The organism is Aquimarina gracilis (assembly GCF_035285365.1).
GTDB classification, from domain to species: domain Bacteria; phylum Bacteroidota; class Bacteroidia; order Flavobacteriales; family Flavobacteriaceae; genus Aquimarina; species Aquimarina gracilis.
In genome coordinates this window covers 416,987-435,464 of sequence record NZ_JAYKLX010000003.1, presented here as the reverse complement: position 1 = coordinate 435,464, position 18,478 = coordinate 416,987, and the positions used below count along the sequence as shown (strand labels likewise).

Sequence of the window (18,478 nt, the reverse complement as noted above, 5' to 3'; positions counted from 1 at the left end):
CCGATGGCAGATTTACTATTAGTTCTTTTAACTTTTGAATGTCGACAACTAAAACTCCAAAAAACAACTTTTTCATATCCTAAATTTTTTAATGTTAAACCATACATTTTTGCACACCTTTGATGTGTTTATTAAGGTTATGGTGTTTACTTAAATCTAGTGATATTTCTGCATTATTCGGTTAGTTTTAACAGCTTTTAACCCGGTTTTTAATCATTTTTAAACACTACAATCAAGAAACAGGAATTATAGAGAATCTAAACAGTCTAGTCGGTAATTTTTAAATTATCTCTTGGTTTCACATACACTCGAATATTGACAAAACATACGGCTAAAAACTTTGTATCACATGCATGTATATGGGCATTCCCAACGTAATATTAAAAGGGAATGTTATCGCTAAGGCCATAGGCAAGTATAAACTTGGATTCGCTTTGGGTGCTGCTATTCGCATAGCCGCAGGAACAGCTATATAAGAAGCACTTGCTGCCAGAATGGACAATAAAAACCGGTCTCCTTGATTTGCAAGAAACAAACCAGAGACTTTAGCAACCAGTAAACCATTAAATAATGGAACAATGATTGAAAACAGAAATGCGAACCAGCCTTTTTTGAGCAATGCCCCTATTTTCTCTCCGCTTGTGATTCCCATATCTAAAAGAAACACGGCCAGAAAACCTTTGAAAATATCTGTCGTGAATGGTTTAATCCCTTCAGCTTGTGCATCACTGGCCGTAAAACCAACCACTAGACTTCCTAAAATTAAAAGAACACTTCCATTAGTTATTGCGTGTTTTACAAGTTGAAATAGCTCTTTCGAAGATTTTTTTCCATTAGAATATAAGCGCAATAATAATACTCCAATAATAATAGAGGGCGCTTCCATAAGTGCCATTACGGCAACCATATGCCCTCCAAACGCAATACCTTCCATCTCCAAAAAGCTTACTGCTGTTACAAAAGTTACAGCGCTAACTGAGCCGTAAGCAGCAGCTATAGCTCCAGCATTCTCTGCAGTAAATTTCAATCTTAAAATAAAAAAAGTGTAAACCGGAACTGTAAGAGCCAGTAGGACCCCAGCAACCACAGCATAGGTAATTTCATTACTGTATGTACTATGGGCTAACTCTTGCCCGCCTTTAAAACCAATAGCGAGCAAGAGGTATAAAGAAATAAATTTAGAAGAGTTTTGTGGAATTTTAAGGTCGCTTTTTACCTGAGCAGCGATAATTCCCAACACAAAAAAAAGTAAAGCAGGGTTGGTTAAATTATCAACTAATAAATGTAAATTCATTAGGTGGATTTAGTTAGTTAATTCAATGAATAAGTGTATTAGTCAATAATCTCAATATCTAAAACACCACTTATTCTGACTTTTTTACTTGCCACTCGAGCTTCGTGATATATGGCTTTAAAATCTTCTTTTTCCTTAATGAGTTCAGCTACCCTACTATCGTCATACTGGGTGTTGCTATCCACATTTCCTTCGCACATTGATAATCTATGCAATTTGTGAAAGTTGATTTTTTCTCGGATTAAAGCGTTAATAATATCTGAAGCTTCTGAACAGCTAAAGACACCATCGACTAATTTCACTTTGTGCAAAACTTCTGTTATAACCATAATTATTCTGATTTTGATTTAAAATTGTTTTTTGGATGAAAAACTATAAAAGAAACAAGGCCCAAAATAAATCCAGCTTTTAAAAGCTCTGGAAACATTTCACTTTTAGCCGTATAACTTATAAATACTATAGTAATATAAGTCAAGAAAAAAATTGCTAGTCCTAGTATTCTTAAAACATTAGCAAACCTAGCTTTGTTAATTTTAAAAGTAAGCATCGCTCCATCATTACGTACTTGTATTGCTTTTGAAGGCAATTTAATATTGGTTTCCATAAAAATTGTTTTAACATAATTATTTATACCTGGGTGTAAAAGTAGAAAGCTAAATCCATATGTTTTTATTTATATATGTAATAAAAAACATAAATAAATTTTATATATCCTATAACAGACCTATTTCAAGTATTTCTTGAAACCTTAGATTAAGCCTGTGTTACCATAGTATTGCAGGTCTTGTTTTTGACACTAAATAAGACATCAATTACACATAAGAAAAACAGAATCCATTCCTTTTTAAATAGTAAAAATTATCATAGGCATTTTATGCTTAAACATTTTTGGTAAATAAATTTCCAAAATTCAGAGAGAAATATAGACTATTAAGCATGGCTTAAGTTGATATCAAATCAAATTAATTAGAAGTTTTTCGATTTCTGTGAAGAGTATATCAGAACAACTTATTTATGCTTAAAATTATCATTTTACCATTATGTATTTACCTATACATCAAACCGTTTAATAGCAAATTAATTTTGTTAACCCCAAAATTTAAAAAGCTCTAGGAATACTCTGGAGCTTTTCTTTAGTAGCGGGAGCAGGACTCGAACCTGCGACCTTTGGGTTATGAGCCCGACAAGCTGCGATTTTAACTATTTAATTATCAATTTTTTACAGAATAAAAAGCACACAAAACCATACAAATTATAACATTTCCATTTATAGCATTTCCATCCTTAAAACCATGCTTTAAATTTAAAGTATGGTTTTCTTAAATACATTCACGTTTTCAACTATACAAAACACAATCTAAAACCACACATTTCAGAACAAACCCCAACAAAATAAGATTTTTAATCGGTGCTCTCATTTTTCAGCAATTGTAAAAACAACTACTCAATAACGTATTTGTTCCAACTCTCCCCTCTTCTATCTCATTTTTTAGCTTACTCAACAGTTTTTGATGGCAATTTACAGTTAGAAACTCAAGCCAAAGTAAATGCTATAAATCCTAACATAGCTAGGATAACAGGTAAGATTCAAATATTTGGAGATAATATCACAGATTTAACACCTTTAGCAAATATTACTACTGTTGATGGGAAATAATGTTTTTATATCAGATAATACAATACTGTCATGTCTAAAAGCATTGTCTTCACTTACCTCTATAAGGAAAGATCTTGTAATTCTCAAAAACCCAATGACTATTAGTTTGAGTGGTTTTGAAAATATTTCTCATATTCAGCGTCATATATATCGGAGTTGATGGATGGAAGACAACTCCAGAAGAATATAGGAACAAATTATTAACAGACTTTTGGACCTTGAAAACAGTTTTTAGTATTGACGGACATAATGGAGATTATTTAAGCAATTTAAATACTAGCAATCCAACAAAGCGGGAATAAAACTTTTATTTTGAAGGCTAATTCAAATAATTTTCCAATTGAGAAAACGGAATCTCGAGAAGAGAAAAGCTTTATAAGCTCCCACTTTGTGAATTACAGTTAAAATATTTTTAATAATAATATTGTTATTAATATTCTTGAACGAAGTAACATTTTTCTAGAGGAACTATCTCAAAAAAGTGCTTAAGTTTCTTAAAACCGGGACAAATAGATGAATTATTGTGATATTGAAAATAAAAAGCACCTTCGCCATTATTTTCTTCACCAGAAAATCAAGAAGTGACCCCAAAACAACTTTCCATCTGTGTGCATATCATCGTAGGGGGTAAAAGAGTGGAAATCCGGCTGAAAAGAAGTGTCCATGTTACTTAGTGGGAAAGTACCAAGACTAAGGACAGGAGAAATTCATCCAATGTAATAGGTTAATAGTTGTTTTTTTATCCCATAATTGCCCATCTCAGTCCACTTTTACAAATCATTTATCCTTTTTAATTTCTTTTTGTATAAATGCTCAAGTACAAGGAATCGTCTTGGATGAGAACACAAAAAAGCTTTTAGAGTTTGTTCATGTCTACACTAAAGATTCCTATACACTTACTAACGCAGATAGGAAATTTGAACTTGAAGTTGATGAGGACAGCATCCATTTTAATTTTATCGGTTGTAAAAAAACTACTAGAAACGTAGAAAGAAACAGTACCATTCTTGATACGGTGTATATGAAAAAGTAAGTTTTACGAACTGGATGAAGTAGTTATGACAAATGCTACATTCTCATTGGGGTATTATAAGAATTGGAAAGAACTATCCCTTTGAGTCATATACCGAATCCTTTTTTGTGAGAAGCTCATTAAGTGAAATGACAACATTATAAAATTACAGGATATAAATGATCTTATAAGAAGATAACAGCTTTTGACAACTAAGACAAAACCCATGTCAAAAAATAATATAAAGGTGCGAGTTACCAAAATTCGATTAATGACTAAGAAAATAAGACTGCTTGGCTTCCTTTTATGGCTGTGGTAACATCCCGGAACTGAGCTTGGACATCGACACCTTTGACTATAAGGATGTGGGAATCCCAGTAACGGTGACCCCTACCGCTACCCATACCAATAATTCGGATACAGCAACGGTCCAGGTAACCGTCGAAGCAACCCGGAATTGTAAACTTGGGTCCATTGTGGATTTCAATAGAGTATTTTCTCCCAACGGTGATGGCATTGACGATACTTTGGTGTCATAGGTCTTGAAAAATATGGGAACAACGTGTTGAAAATATACGACCTGATGAGCCAATGGTTGTTGTTAAGTATCCATTATAAGGGCACAGGCGGTGGATGGGATGGGACTCATAAAAACAGATTGGTACCCGTTGGCTCCTTATGTATGTGTTATAGACTACAACGAACCGGGGTTTGATCACGAGACAAAAATGACCCATGTCAATTATTGAACGTTAACGTGAATAAAGATTTTAGCGTATATGGATGGAGCTATAGTAACTAAAAGCTTCATTAATAGGAGCTAATTATACTAAACGGAAGGGATTGGAAAAGTCTGTATATACAACGATAATGCACCACAAGCACCACAGTTCATAAAGTATTCATCCCAATTCTCCCTTATTCTATCCCATTTTTTAGCCTGATCAACACTTTTTTATTGAGATTGACCATAAAGGGTTGAACTTGGTTCCAAAAAAGAGCGGCATTTATAGGTTAAAATAACAAACGTAATCACTTGGAATAAGCATCTATGCTAAATTAAAATTGTCCATGTTTTAAAATACTTAATAAAAATAATCTTGGAAACAAACAATTAAACGATCCATTCATTCAATGAGTCTAGAGAGTTCTAAATAAAAACCATTCTAATTAAAAAATATAGTAAAATGAAAAATAACAAATTATACTTTTTTACGATCATCGTTATATGCTGCATTGGGTCTTATGCCCAACAGGATGTAACATTTACGTTGTACAATTATAACATGAATATCATCAACCCTGCCTATGCGGGGGCAGGAGAAAATTTGGAGTTCACCTCAAACTATAGAGCGCAGTGGGTAGGTCTTGACGGCGCGCCCGAGACTTGGAATTTTTCATTGAGCGGTCCAATGCGCGGAAAAGCAGGGTTAAGCGATAAGGTGGGGCTGGGCCTTTCGGTTACCAACAGTAGTGTGTTCGTACTCAAAGAAACTGATATTTTTGTTGATTTTTCCTACAAACTACAATTAAAGGAAACATTGGACTTGTTTTTGGGGTTCAAAGCGGGAGGCTCTTCCGTTAATATAGATCTGGCAAGTATTGGAATTGATGAGGACCCACTTTTTTCAGAAAATGTAAGTGTGTTCAATCCAAATGTTGGGGTGGGTGCCTATTTAAAGGGAGAACGCTTTTATGTAAACATCTCTGCTCCTGCCCTACTAAAAACAAGAAGATACGAAAAGGAATCAGGCATTGTAACACAGGCCACGGACAAAATGCAATTTTTTATGGGAGCGGGCTATCATTTTCCTTTGAACAAGAATGTGACCTTTACGCCCTTTTTTCTAACCCGGGTAATCAGTGAAGTGCCTTTCTCCATGGATATCAGCGGAACCTTTGACCTGTACGACAAGGCAGAAATTGGTCTTAACTATAGGTTAAAAGAATCCATAAGTGGCGTTGTTTTATTTAAGATGCTAGATAGAATCAAAATAGGGTATGCTTATGATGCTGCTGTGACATCAATAAGTAATTATAGAAGAGGAAACCACGAAGTGATATTAAAGGTTCCACTATTTTTTGAAAAACAATCACAACAAAATCAAGATACGAACATTACGAACATACAGTAGTAATAATAAGCTATGTGCTTATGCATAAATATTACAACGGTTTAAATATATATTGAAAAAGGACAAACAAAGGATATATAATAACACTTATTCGCTTGGATAAGCGCTACTGTGTGGTAAAAAGGTAAAAAGAGGAGAGTATTTAGGTTGGCCCATAAATCTTGCTTATAAAAATTGGTAGGTTAAGTAAGATGTTTTCATACAATAAGGTTTAGGTCTTTACAGGGACAACCTATATACCTCCGAATAACAATAAAATAATAAATACACCCAATACATGGATATGAAAAAAATGACAACTACATACCATTTCTGTTATTCAAAAATTTGAACACCAATTTCCGATTAGGACGAAGCAATCAAAAAATAGTTTTGGCACTAAGATAAGTGTTCATTAAACTGTATTAAAAGTGCAATAAGGTAAAATTAAAACGTCACAAAAAGGTTATCAGTTTGATTCATTTTATTGAAGTAAACTACCTCGGGGCAAGCACACAAGGCATTCGTCGAAAATTATTTTTGGATTTCTAGCAAGTCTAAGAACATTTTAAATCTCGATTATCAAGTAAATGAATGTACGTTTAGAATAGTTGAGAATAACCATATTGAAAACAAAAGAATAGTTATAGGAATACCTTACAATTTATATCACCCTTAAAACCTAATAAAAAATGATATGTATTAAAACCTGTAAGGCATTACTTTTTATGCTACTTACTCTAGCATTTTTATCGTGTAATTCTGATGACGATGCTAATCCTAACCCTAACCCAGAAAATAGTGAAGAAATAAGGGCCACCAAAGAAAAATTAGTTGGAGAATGGCAATTGGTAAGCAGCACTATTGACAATAAAAATGCTTCACCTGAAGAATTTGAATGCTTAAAAAATTCAACCGCTACGTTTAATCAAGATGACACTTATGAATTAACCTTTATAAAACTAGGGAGTAATTCTACAACGCTTTGTAATAGGACTGTTACGCAATCTGGAACCTATACAGTCATTGGTTTGAACAGGGTTACTTTTTTCAATTTTGATTCTGAGATCGAGTTGATTGACGATACTTTACAGATTACCTCAAAAATTACCGATGGTGGTGAGGAACAAGAACAAGTGGATATTTTTATTAGAAATGACAATTCAGAATTAGAGGAAAATCCAGATGAAGAAACGGATAATGTGGAAACAGATGAGACCGATGAGGATAATGGTGACAATACTTTTGATGGAACCGCGGTGATTCAAAAGATATTGGGTAAGTGGCAAATCGACTCTAACCAAGAGTGCCTTCAAGAAAACATGATAGAATTTAAACCTCAAAGTGTTTTTGAATTCATTCAACATAAGGAAACCTTTACTCGTAGGGACCTGTTAAATTATAACGTAAGCGTTAGTTATCCTTTGCCAGAAAGTATTAATGCAACAATTTTCAAAGGAAATGATATGGTTGTTTTTGATACCAGTGCGGCATGTCAATTTATCAAAACGAGTACTTTGGAATATGTGGTAAAAGATGAGAAGACCATAGTACTTAAAAACATATCAGGGGTGCAGCTTTTGTTGGAAGATGATACTACGATTAAGCTCATCTATACCTTTACTGATAGTGATAACAATGAACAGATTAGAGAATTTATTTACAACAAGCTATAAAACAGTTTATTTGATAAAATAATTGATAATATTAAAAAATGGAGCGTTTTTACCTCCATTTTTTAGTATTTGATGTTCTAAAAAGATTGCTAATTAATAATGGTATTACAAACTTCTGGCCGAGGTAATATCCTATATGATTGGATTTCTGTTAATTATACTGTTGTGAAAAAATTCTCATTCGGATATTTTAGCACAAAAGTTATATAGAGTATACTATGTTAGGTCTATTCTTCCCACTCCCAGGATGGCGAATAGTCATCGTCTTTAAATAATTCCCCTAGCCCCTTAAACTGTTTTAGTCGTAGTACCTCATCCGCCTCCATCCCCAAGGCATCCATAATTTTTGCCGGGGACCATCCGTTATTTGATAGGATTTTTACGACTTCGCCTATTCCTCCTATCTGATGTTGCCCCCGTACCCTATTGTGTCGAATTGCGGCTACCATTTGGTTTTTGTCGGATATATTCAATACTACCACAGGAACATTATGATTTAATCTTTCACGCAACTCTTCGTTTGTTTTCATAATACGCCAACGATGATAACCATCTATTAATATATACTGTTCGTTTTTTTCTGGTGCTACCAACAAAGGTTGAGTGATTCCATGATCCAGCATAGAACGAAGTAGTAGGCGTTTTTCAGGGACTGCCATTTTATTGGGATTATAGCTATTTGGTGAAATAGAATTTACAGGCACCCAAAACACTTCTGAAACAGGTTCTCTATGTCGATTGAAAACGGTTTCTAACCGATTGATTAACTGGTTTTTTTGATCCCTGGAAACGATATTACTTCCTTGTATGATCTCTAAAATATCTTGTCTTATACTCTTACTCATGAGGCTGTTTTTTTTGCATATAAGGTCTGGTACGTTTTTTTTGTTTGGCAAAAGCCCAAACTACGGCACCACCAATCGTTCTTGATGATACATTTACATATTCGTCTCCAGGAGGGTATCTTTCCTCTATTTTCTAATTTTAAGTTGCCCTCATCAGGAACTAACTCTAAAGTAAATCCATTATTACTCCACCACCTGAGGAAGGTTTCTATTTTCCCTGCATAATGCTTTCTTGTAATTGGCGGCATAGATTGTAATAAGACATAGGTGTATCTTTTCCAGGTAAGCCCCTCGGGTAACACCACCTTTATTCTGCCTAAAATCACTGTTCTACTATAAAGTGCTCCAAAATTAGCTCCTTGAACTCGTGTGACTATCTTGTTCCAGGTTTCGGGTTCTATCTGCCGATAATAGGCAAGACTCTGGCGTTGGTCATCACCGTAAGGCTGGCAAATACGCATTTTGTGAATGGACATTCCACATAAATAATAGTAATCATATAGTTTATTATACTGTATTTTCTGTTTCCCCACATATCGCCATATGTCTTCGGTTCTCCAATCGTAGATAGGATAAGAGAACACTAAATTATTTGAAGCCTTACTCAGCCAGTTTTTTCCACGCCAACCATGTTTTGTAACAGAAAAGAATCTATTTAAACTTTCATCTGAACGAATCCCTAATAGACAGGTGCACCTTTGGCCGTTTGAAAACCAATTACCCCATTGGTATACAAAATCTTCAAATTCCATTCCATATTTAAAAAAAGGATACTGCCCTAGATTTGATACTACCTGCGGGTGTTGCGGCATTGGGCGAATCCATACGTCAGATTGTTCTGGATCCCAGCAGCGCCAATGGGGTTGAAAAACACTAACCGAGTTTCTAAGATTTAAAGGTAGACAAATCCAATGTAAATTAATTTCTTCTGAATTTAGAGCCACTTCTTCAATATGACGTATTGTGGTATCGTATTGCCCCTCTAAATCGACAAATAATACATCAAGAGGTATTCTATTTTCTGACTTTGCCACTTCGAGTGCCATATGTAACATTACGGTACTGTCTTTTCCACCACTAAAGGCTACGTATACCTTTGGGAACGTATTAAAAATATCTTGCATACGTTTTTTGGCTGCGACATAAACATTATCTTTTTGATAGTTTTTAGGCATTTTTTTATGTAGTGTTAATATTTAATATCATTTACTTCTTTTATGGTTGTTTTCTTTCGTACTACATTTTCAAATTGTTACACTTGTCTGTAAGATATTAGCAATACCTATTAAAAATTTGTATTATTTCCACGATCATTATTTAAAGGCTTTGTTACGTTGATTTTATTACACAAAGTTATTCCATGAACAATGATATTATAAACAATACTGTACATATAAATAGGATGACTACCAAAGCACATAAAGCATATAATTTTTCTTCAAAATGTTTCATTTTAAGATTTTCTATTAGATAGAATTGATCCTGACTTGTTCTAATTCTTAAAAAAACTTCAAGATGAATTAATTCTTATGGATAGTAAGCATTTCTGTTATGCTATATCATCGTGATTAAAATAGATTATATCCTAAATACACATATACACATATGCTCATGTATAGAAAAAATATTAGTAGTGCTATGCGCAATAATATTCTTGTTGTTTTCTTCATATTTTCTATTCGTTTTTTAGCCTGGATATTACTTTTAAAATTTTACAGTCTTTTTCTTTTTTCTCACTATTCCAATTCACCGTATGTTTTTGACTAAATAGTGGCACCGCATTTGAAATGTCTAATTTGTATTTGTTTGCTATTAGCGGTCTAAAACTATTTAAACCATCAATATAAACTCTATTGCCTACTACCTTGTAGAGTTTATCTATATTGATGATCACAGACCTATTTATTCTTAAAAAATTCTTTGGTAAAATTTCTGATATAGATTGGAGTGTTTCTCTTATCAAGTGTTTCCCATTGTTAGCTAGGTATATAGTGATGTAATTACGATCGCTCTCCAAACATAGTACCTCATTCAAATGAAATTTAATCAGAGAATACCCTTCCTTTAAGAAAAAAGTATCTTCTTGAGGCGATATTTTGTCTGCTTCTGATACGCTCTCTAGTGAATTCTCTAGCATACCTGCCAGCTCCTCATTATCTGTAGTGTTTTTTATTAGGGTATTAAAGTCAACAAAAGGTCTAAAAAAAATTCTATATAAATCAATGGTTGCGTTGCCTTCAGGAGTTTTTACCTTTTGTGAAATGTTACTATAAAAAGTTATTTTGTATTTATATTTATGAAATAAGTGATATATAACAATATCATCTCTAAACATATCAAAGAAGTAATAGTCGATTAATATAAAATCGTATTCGTTTTTCTGTTCTGACAACCACATATCTTTCCAAGAGAAAAAAACCGTACTTCTTCTTACACCACTTAACTTTAAATCCTCTAACAAGGATGTGCACTGTGATTTTTCTCTAGCCAAAATCGTCACTTTCTTCGCCATAAAATCTTAAATTTTCTTTTTTGTACTATAAGCTCAAAACCTCATTACTCCTTTTTTAAAACCTTAGTAACTACATATAAAGGTGAAAAATAAGCGTGCCCTTACCTAAGTTGAAAATTGAGGGCTATTATTGGGAGAATACAGATTTAACCTAATCCAACTTAGCACCAAAATAATGACACGCTTATCGTTATTATTTACAAACAAAACTATCTTTATTCTTTATGCAAAAACATGGATAATTATCTATTAAGCATGGATAATTTTATTTTATGTTTTGATAAGGATTGCATTTGTTCATGTAATACTTTAAATTATAATTGATGAGATTAAAAACTTCAGTTTCAGTTTCAGTTTTAATTTCTACGCTAATATTCACCCTATTATCTATTCTTGTAAAAAAATGTGTTTAAGCATGTTAAAATGGGGACTAAAAAAAGGTTTTAAGGGACTTTGCAAAACAGTTTTTCACAAGTATTTACATGTTTTTATGTTAAACATCTATGGTTATCCCCTTTGATAATATAGGTTGAGTCGTTTCGCTGGAAAGGGATTTTAGGATTAAGATGAGAAGAAAGTTACTGGTTCAGTAAAAAAACTATATATTTTAAAGAAAAGAGAAGTAAGGCGGTAAGTAATTGTTAAGCAGCATATATGACCACTACCACCATATTAAAGACATACCCTATATTTTCAAACACTTTGAACCATGCATTACAGGTATGCTTGGTGTCGTGCCTTGTCCCACAAAAAAACGACGAGGACCATTGTTTCAAATCCCCGTCGTTGCTATTAACTCAATAAATCAAAAAAATCACTTTACCCTTATAAGACCAATGGATAAATATGCACGCATGTCATCACTTCATTGAAAATGCTTTTTGTTGAAACAAAGATGAGATTTTAGTACAAGACCAAACTGCAAAATGTGCCCATACCAGCAAAAACAGGGACGAACAAGGCATTAAAAGTGATAGAGACGTAAAAGACATATTTTTTGCACATCGTTTGTTCCTTATTGTTTCCAGTACCGATCATTCTTCTTACCTTACAGAGGTGTATAGCACCTATCTGTTCCATTATCCCAAAAATATTGCATACTATCCCATTTTAAAGAAGATTCAGCACTAATTATTGGATATTCCTCGTATATGTACATTTTTTGTATTTAAAATAATATATAAGAAATCTAAAAAACCTCCATAATGAAAAAGCAACTTCAATTAATAGCATGTACCATCTGTATGGCACTAATGGGCCTCACTGGCTATGGGCAACAATTTACCGCTGACAATATTACATATCAAGTGATTCCCGGTTCCTCTGGTACGGTCGCCATAACGGGCAATACAAATACGGGGGACCTTATCATCCCCGGGAACGTAACCAATGGGGCGGATACCTTTACCGTTACCAGTATTGCTGCCAATACTTTTGTGGCAAACGACTTGACCAAAGTGACCATTCCAGAAAGCATTACCAGTATTGGTGCCAATGCTTTTACCAGTAACCCAGACCTTAAAAAAGTGGTGGCAAAGGGCGCCAATCCTCCCCCATCTCTTAACCCAACTGCATTTGGTGACAGAAGCGAAATAGCCCTGACAGTTCCCGTAGGTAGCATAACTGCTTATGAAGATTTTTTTGGATGGACAGGTTTCAGATCCATCACGGAAGAAGAAATCGCCGGGACCGATGATTTCGAATATGAAATAATAACAAGTACTAATCCCAACACAGTAAGAATCACGGGTTATACCGGTATGGCTACCAGTGTGGACATCCCGGGAACCATAACCGATGGGGGCATTGAGTATACCGTTACCCATATTGGGGATAGGGCTTTTTTTGAAAACGCCTTGACCAGTGTGACCATACCGAACGGTGTGACCCACATCGGAAACGAAGCTTTTAGGGACAGCGGATTATCTGGACATCTTGAAATTCCCGATGGTGTGGAAAGTATCGGGAATGACGCTTTTAATTCAAGAAAAAACGGCGCCAATTTGGGCAGTGTGACCCTACCTAACAGTGTGACCCGTATTGGGCAGCGGGCTTTTACAGGCCACCAGCTGGAAAGTGTGAACATACCGGACAAATTACAGGTTCTTGAGGGGGGTGTTTTTTCTACCAATAGCTTGAACGAGGTTATCATTCCCGAAAGCGTTACCGAAATACAGGGAAGTGCTTTTAATCGCAACGCCTTGGCCAGTGTGACCATACCAAGTAGTGTGACCAGTATTGGGTCAACCGCTTTCGCGAATAACAACGATTTGATGACAGTAGGGGTAGAGAGCTCTACTCCCCCAACTCTTCTCGGAGATGGTGCTCGTGTCTTTGAACAGACGAATGACAAACACTTTCACCAAATAACTGTAATCGTTCCCAGGGATGCCAGAAATAATTATAAAAACGCAGACTCTTGGAATTTATATAGCATTAATGAAGAACTGACCGTTGACGGCATCTTTACCTATCCGCATATTTCCTTTGCGGGCGGGGGTATGCATTATCAGGTAATCTCGGACTTGGATAGAACAGTGAGGGTGATAGGAAGAAGTACCCTCGGCCCACCCGATGTGACCATACCCGAGAAGGTGTTTCATGGGTTTTCCTATACCGTTACCGCTATTGGTAAGAATGCTTTTTTGGATAACGGCTTGACCAGTGTAGAGATTCCTGAAACCGTGACCAGTATTGGAGAAGGTGCTTTTGAGAACAACCAATTGATCACTGTGACCCTCCCTGAAGGGGTTACCAGTATTAAGGAGCGGGCTTTTAAGAACAGCGGATTGACAGGACATCTCGAAATTCCCAACAGTGCGACCGAAATCATAGGTGGTGCTTTTTCGAACAACCAATTGACCAGTGTTGCCATACCAGACAATCTGGAGACTATTGAAATCGGTATTTTTCAAAATAATCTATTGACCGAGGTTACCATTCCCGCCAATGTGAAAAATATTGAGAAAGGTGTTTTTGTCAACAACCTGGAGCTTGTTACGCTTGTGATGAAGAGCCCTAGTCCTATCTCACTCGAGCCTGAAACCTTTGATCATATATACCATACTGAGACTACTACTTTCAGCGCAGATCGTCGCCCCCTAATAGATGTGATCGTTCCCAGAAGTGACCCTCCCGGTAGAAACAAACACGAATACTTAACCAGTAGAGGTTGGGGGGACTATGGTTTTAAATCCATCACGGAAGAAGGAGACATCGGAGAAACCTTTGAAAAGGCAGGTATCACCTATAAAATAACAGAATTCAACCCCAACACGGTCACCATAATAGACAATGAAAATACAGGAGACCTTACCATACCAATGAAGGTAGAAAGACTCGAGAAAGGACCCTTTGCAATTTCTGAGGAAAGACTAGTTGAATATAAGGTTATCGATATTGAGGCCGGTGCTTTTCAGAACAACCAATTGACCCGTGTGATCATTCCCGACAGCCTTGCCAGTATCGGCGCCAATGCTTTTGCTGGCAACCCAGGCCTTGCTACAGTAGAATTGGAGGGAACAGATCCCCCATCAATCGAAGAAAGCACCTTTGCAGACCGTGACCAAATAGATGTGATCGTTCCCAATGGCGCATTCGATAATTATGTACCGGCCTGGAACGATTTTAAATTTAAATCCATCAAAGCAAAAGTAGCTATTGGCGATACCTTTACGGTCGAGCGTGATGCCAACACGGCTGTTATCAAATATGAAGTAACCGCATTCGGCCCTACTAACACAGTTACGGTCATCAATAATGAAGATGACGATCGTAGACTTTTGGAAATATTTGACCCCGTAGCACATGTGGGGCATGAGTTTAAAGTTACCAAAATTGGCGAGCATGCTTTTGCTGACCGAAATATAATCGGCGCTCTTACCATACCGGATGGTGTGGAAAGTATCGAAGAAAGTGCTTTTCAGAACAACCAATTGACCAGTGCGACCCTACCGGAAAGCGTTACCGGTATCGGAGAATCCGCTTTTTCGGGCAACCAATTGACTAATGTAACCCTACCCGATGGTGTGGAAAGCATCGAGGCCTATGCTTTTTCAAACAACGCCTTGAGCAGTATTACCATACCCAACAACGTAACCCGTATCGGGGAGGGTGCTTTTTCCGAGAACGTCTTGAGCAATGTAGACATGCCCGAAAGTATTGAGACCATTGGTCATCGGGCTTTTGCGCTCAATAGTTTGACCCAGGTCAACATCCCGAACGGTGTGACCAGCATTGGGGATGGTGCTTTTCAAGACAACCAATTGACCAGCGTAACCATTCCCGAAAACGTTACTGGTATCGGCGCCAATGCTTTTACCAACAACCCAGGCCTTACCACAGTGGTGTCCAGGGCCTTCGCCCCTCCATCAATCGAAGAAAGTTCCTTTACAAACGCAGACCGTGGCCAAATAGATTTGATCGTTCCCTCGGCTACCCCTCCCGGAAGAATTAGGGCCAACTATGAAGATGTCGGGTGGACAGGGTTCAGGTCTATCAATGAAGGAATCGGACTTTTAATAGACGCACCTACAGAAACAGCTGATTTATCAGCCTTTACGGTCACCTTTCGGTTTGATCAGGATGTGACAGGTTTTACGGTAGATGACATTGATTTTGGCAATGCCACTGCAAACCATTTTACGGGTAGCGGTTCCATATATACCGTGGAGATCACACCAAGGTCCTGTGACGGCACCATTACCATTGATGTCCCCGTGAATGCAGTGGACATGTCCAATGTTACCAATTTTCCGGCTAGCGCAAGTGTAGCCGTAAATGGGAATCCAAACGACTTTGTGGCCATTGCCCGGAATATTATAGTACAGTTGGATGCCAACGGGGGGGCAACCATATCTCCAGAAGATATCAACAATGGTTCTTATGGTTGTGGCGGTTCCCCGAACTTAAGCCTGGATATAGATAGTTTTGATTGTGACGATGTGGGTACCCCGGTAACGGTCACTCTTACCGCTGCCCAAGGCGACCAAACCGCAACGGCAACTGCCATGGTGACCGTGTTCGGCAATTGTGGGTCTGATTCGGGTTCACCTCTTACAGATTTCAATAGCGGGTTTTCTCCCAACGGCGATGGCATTGCCGATTCCCTGGTGATCGAAGGTCTTGAACAATATGGGAACAACGTAGTCAAGATATACAACCTGAGCCAACGCTTGCTGTTCAGCGCCCATTATGGCGGACCCGGTGATGCCTGGGATGGCACCCATAAAGGCAGTCGGGTGCCCGTGGGTTCCTATGTATGTATCATAGACTATAACGAACCAGAACTGGGCCACGAAACAAAGATGATCTATGTCAATTATTAATCATCTTTCTGCTTCTCTAATGGTAGGTAGTAATAACAAGAGAAATAAAGCGGCTTTTTAAAAAGGAAGTAGACGTTTCAACAGATATGTCCCAAAAAACAATTGGGTTTGCTAAACTTGAAAAATTATGAGCTAATATATTGTAGTTATACAACAAGCTTGAATATTTATGTGTCTATATATCAAAAAAGGAGCATCAATTAAAATGCTCCTTTTCTAATTATGGTAAATGCTATTATTTCGAAGCCAAAATATCTACCTTTTGAATAGCTGTGGCTTTAAAGTCGTTCAACAAACTAGGAGCATTTTCCATCAGTGCAGCAGCTATTTTACCATTTAGATGGGCCTCCCTTCCAGAGTCCTTGGCAAAAGTATCAAATATAGCATACGTTGTATCATCTAATTTAAAAGCATACCATGACAATGTCTCGGGCTCATCGGCTACCAGTTGCTCTCCTGTCTTTAGAAAATTTTCTACAGCCTCAGATTTTCCTGCTTGGGCATTCATAATAACCAACAACCCCTTTTTTTGAGTTCCTGGTTTATGGTTAGAAGCAATCACATTAACCGGCTGAATACTCACTTTTACATCAAAACTTTCTAATAAATTATCAGCATGAGCTAATAATGCTATTGCAACCTCACCGGTTAAATGCTCTTGTCTACCTCCTTCAACCTCAAAAGTATCATATATCGCAAAAGTGCTGTCGTCTATCTGCAAAGCAAACCAGGATACCGTTTCAGGCTCTTGAAGTACTAGTGGTAATCCACTAAGTAAAAAATCTTTAACTTCCTTTTCTTTACCAGCTTTAGCTTTCATAGTTACTAATAGTCCAATCGTTTCTTTCTTTCTGTGTTTCATAATAGTATGGTGTTTTGATTTAGAAAATTATTGAATTGAAAATCCCAGAATGAAGACCGGGACCAGTATCTTTGATAGCATTTTCGTTTTCAATAATTTATCATTTTGTTACTGTGCAAATTTGTAACTAGTCTAGAGATTATGGAATGGACATCTGTAACTTAAACATGGACAATTTTACAAAAACAACGACACGCATACCTAGTGCAGATGATCACAAAACCTATCTGCCAAAGAATCGTGGTGGCGCATAAAAAATGAAATGAAGCAAACATTAACAAACTACACCCAGGAAGGGCTTTCAAGGAATATGAAGCAAGACTATTTTATGAACAAAGAAACAAAACCACTTTTTTGTTCAGAACTTTGATCTTACATATCCTTAATAAACGAGCTACACCCCCAGGAAGAACCTCAATTAAAAATATATCAAGACTTTCAATTTCAAATTATTTCAACTGCAATGTATACTAAAATCACTCCAGAAATAATTTTGTAAAGTCCCATAAAATTCCTTTTCAGTCCCAGTTTCAATTCATTTCAACACTTTATTTATCAAATCTGCAAAATAAGTGGAATTTTAGTTTTCAAATAAATACCAAAACAACTGTTTAATTTGAAAAAATGAAAAATTTGGAAAGTTTAGAAGTTCAAGAACTATCTCTAAAAGATAGTAGAATACTAATGGAGGCCTTTTGAGAATTAGTTCTCCCTACGGTTTTAACTGTAGGACTTTTTATGGCGGGATATACTATTGGGCCAAGGATTATGTTAAAATATAAAAATTTTAGAAAAGTTAAACAAAAAAGCTACTATTATCCTTTGGTCTTGGGTTATAGCTGTATCTCTTTTTTTATCATCTAGCTTTTAGGTCAAAAAAAATAGATTCGTGTACTGCCTAATCTTCGTAAAGTTTATTTGATAATAAAGAATCAAAAATGTAATTCAATGCAAACCTGTTATGGGAAAATAAAGTAACAATGAAAAAAAAGACATTACCAAAATATTACATGAACGAAAGAAGTATCCAGGAAACCAAAAGAACGGGAAAACAACATATGATGGAGCGTTTGGAAAATGGGAACTCGGTACTGGTAGTGGTTACCAACTATGTTCCGTTGACATTTGCAAGATCTCTAAATGACTACTAACATCATGGAAGGTCTGAGTCAAAATGTT

The 18,478-nt window shown here is 36.2% G+C and carries 12 protein-coding genes; 5 read left to right on the top strand and 7 right to left on the bottom strand.

Annotated features, from left to right (window positions below; translation table 11 throughout):
* Positions 1–331 precede the first annotated feature (331 nt).
* From U6A24_RS07930 to U6A24_RS07920, 3 genes are read right to left on the bottom strand one after another with little or no spacing between them, the layout of a single operon-like run.
* On the bottom strand, positions 332–1,294 hold the full coding sequence (locus U6A24_RS07930) for a sodium-dependent bicarbonate transport family permease (RefSeq protein WP_324179408.1): 963 nt from the start codon (positions 1,292–1,294) through the stop codon (positions 332–334).
* 38 nt (positions 1,295–1,332) lie between these two features.
* Positions 1,333–1,596 (bottom strand): hypothetical protein, encoded by a 264-nt coding sequence (locus U6A24_RS07925; protein WP_324179544.1) that lies wholly within the window; start codon positions 1,594–1,596, stop codon positions 1,333–1,335.
* 29 nt (positions 1,597–1,625) lie between these two features.
* Complete coding sequence (locus U6A24_RS07920) at positions 1,626–1,898, bottom strand: hypothetical protein (protein WP_324179407.1); 273 nt, start codon at positions 1,896–1,898, stop codon at positions 1,626–1,628.
* A gap of 2,358 nt (positions 1,899–4,256) precedes the next feature.
* On the opposite strand from U6A24_RS07920, the gene U6A24_RS07915 reads away from it, so the two are divergent.
* The 3 genes from U6A24_RS07915 to U6A24_RS07905 all read left to right on the top strand — a co-directional run bounded on the left by U6A24_RS07915 (position 4,257) and on the right by U6A24_RS07905 (position 7,753).
* Complete coding sequence (locus U6A24_RS07915; protein ID WP_324179406.1) at positions 4,257–4,502, top strand: hypothetical protein; 246 nt, start codon at positions 4,257–4,259, stop codon at positions 4,500–4,502.
* Positions 4,503–5,150: 648 nt separating this feature from the next.
* Positions 5,151–6,098, top strand: a complete 948-nt coding sequence (locus U6A24_RS07910) for a PorP/SprF family type IX secretion system membrane protein (RefSeq protein ID WP_324179405.1) — start codon at positions 5,151–5,153, stop codon at positions 6,096–6,098.
* A 671-nt stretch (positions 6,099–6,769) separates the two neighbouring features.
* Complete coding sequence (locus tag U6A24_RS07905; protein ID WP_324179404.1) at positions 6,770–7,753, top strand: lipocalin-like domain-containing protein; 984 nt, start codon at positions 6,770–6,772, stop codon at positions 7,751–7,753.
* A 227-nt stretch (positions 7,754–7,980) separates the two neighbouring features.
* Here the strand turns inward: U6A24_RS07905 and U6A24_RS07900 are convergent, their stop codons facing one another.
* The 3 genes from U6A24_RS07900 to U6A24_RS07890 form a co-directional block, all read right to left on the bottom strand.
* Positions 7,981–8,598 (bottom strand): ParB N-terminal domain-containing protein, encoded by a 618-nt coding sequence (locus U6A24_RS07900; RefSeq protein WP_324179403.1) that lies wholly within the window; start codon positions 8,596–8,598, stop codon positions 7,981–7,983.
* Positions 8,595–9,773, bottom strand: coding sequence for a DUF3440 domain-containing protein (locus U6A24_RS07895; RefSeq protein WP_324179402.1), 1,179 nt, complete (start codon positions 9,771–9,773; stop codon positions 8,595–8,597). Before U6A24_RS07895 ends, U6A24_RS07900 begins: the two co-directional genes overlap by 4 nt.
* Positions 9,774–10,273: 500 nt before the next feature.
* Entirely contained in the window at positions 10,274–11,110 is an 837-nt protein-coding gene (locus tag U6A24_RS07890; RefSeq protein ID WP_324179401.1) for a LytR/AlgR family response regulator transcription factor, read from the bottom strand.
* A gap of 1,205 nt (positions 11,111–12,315) precedes the next feature.
* Here U6A24_RS07890 and U6A24_RS07885 point away from each other — a divergent pair.
* Positions 12,316–16,437: a leucine-rich repeat protein gene (locus U6A24_RS07885; protein ID WP_324179400.1), complete on the top strand. Its 4,122-nt coding sequence runs from the start codon at positions 12,316–12,318 to the stop codon at positions 16,435–16,437.
* Positions 16,438–16,672: 235 nt separating this feature from the next.
* Here the strand turns inward: U6A24_RS07885 and U6A24_RS07880 are convergent, their stop codons facing one another.
* Entirely contained in the window at positions 16,673–17,299 is a 627-nt protein-coding gene (locus U6A24_RS07880; RefSeq protein WP_324179399.1) for a putative quinol monooxygenase, read from the bottom strand.
* Positions 17,300–18,279: 980 nt separating this feature from the next.
* Here U6A24_RS07880 and U6A24_RS07875 point away from each other — a divergent pair.
* A complete protein-coding gene (locus U6A24_RS07875; protein ID WP_324179398.1) occupies positions 18,280–18,450 on the top strand; it encodes a hypothetical protein in 171 nt (56 codons plus the stop codon).
* The last annotated feature ends 28 nt before the right edge of the window (positions 18,451–18,478 follow it).

What these genes read in the sequence shown, in the direction of transcription:
- U6A24_RS07930 (WP_324179408.1), bottom strand. Translation starts at nt 1,294, where the DNA reads ATGAATTTACATTTATTAGTTGATAATTTAACCAACCCTGCTTTACTT.
- U6A24_RS07920 (WP_324179407.1), bottom strand. Translation starts at nt 1,898, where the DNA reads ATGGAAACCAATATTAAATTGCCTTCAAAAGCAATACAAGTACGTAAT.
- U6A24_RS07910 (WP_324179405.1), top strand. Translation starts at nt 5,151, where the DNA reads ATGAAAAATAACAAATTATACTTTTTTACGATCATCGTTATATGCTGC.
- U6A24_RS07905 (WP_324179404.1), top strand. Translation starts at nt 6,770, where the DNA reads ATGATATGTATTAAAACCTGTAAGGCATTACTTTTTATGCTACTTACT.
- U6A24_RS07900 (WP_324179403.1), bottom strand. Translation starts at nt 8,598, where the DNA reads ATGAGTAAGAGTATAAGACAAGATATTTTAGAGATCATACAAGGAAGT.
- U6A24_RS07895 (WP_324179402.1), bottom strand. Translation starts at nt 9,773, where the DNA reads ATGCCTAAAAACTATCAAAAAGATAATGTTTATGTCGCAGCCAAAAAA.
- U6A24_RS07890 (WP_324179401.1), bottom strand. Translation starts at nt 11,110, where the DNA reads ATGGCGAAGAAAGTGACGATTTTGGCTAGAGAAAAATCACAGTGCACA.
- U6A24_RS07885 (WP_324179400.1), top strand. Translation starts at nt 12,316, where the DNA reads ATGAAAAAGCAACTTCAATTAATAGCATGTACCATCTGTATGGCACTA.
- U6A24_RS07880 (WP_324179399.1), bottom strand. Translation starts at nt 17,299, where the DNA reads ATGAAACACAGAAAGAAAGAAACGATTGGACTATTAGTAACTATGAAA.
- U6A24_RS07875 (WP_324179398.1), top strand. Translation starts at nt 18,280, where the DNA reads ATGAAAAAAAAGACATTACCAAAATATTACATGAACGAAAGAAGTATC.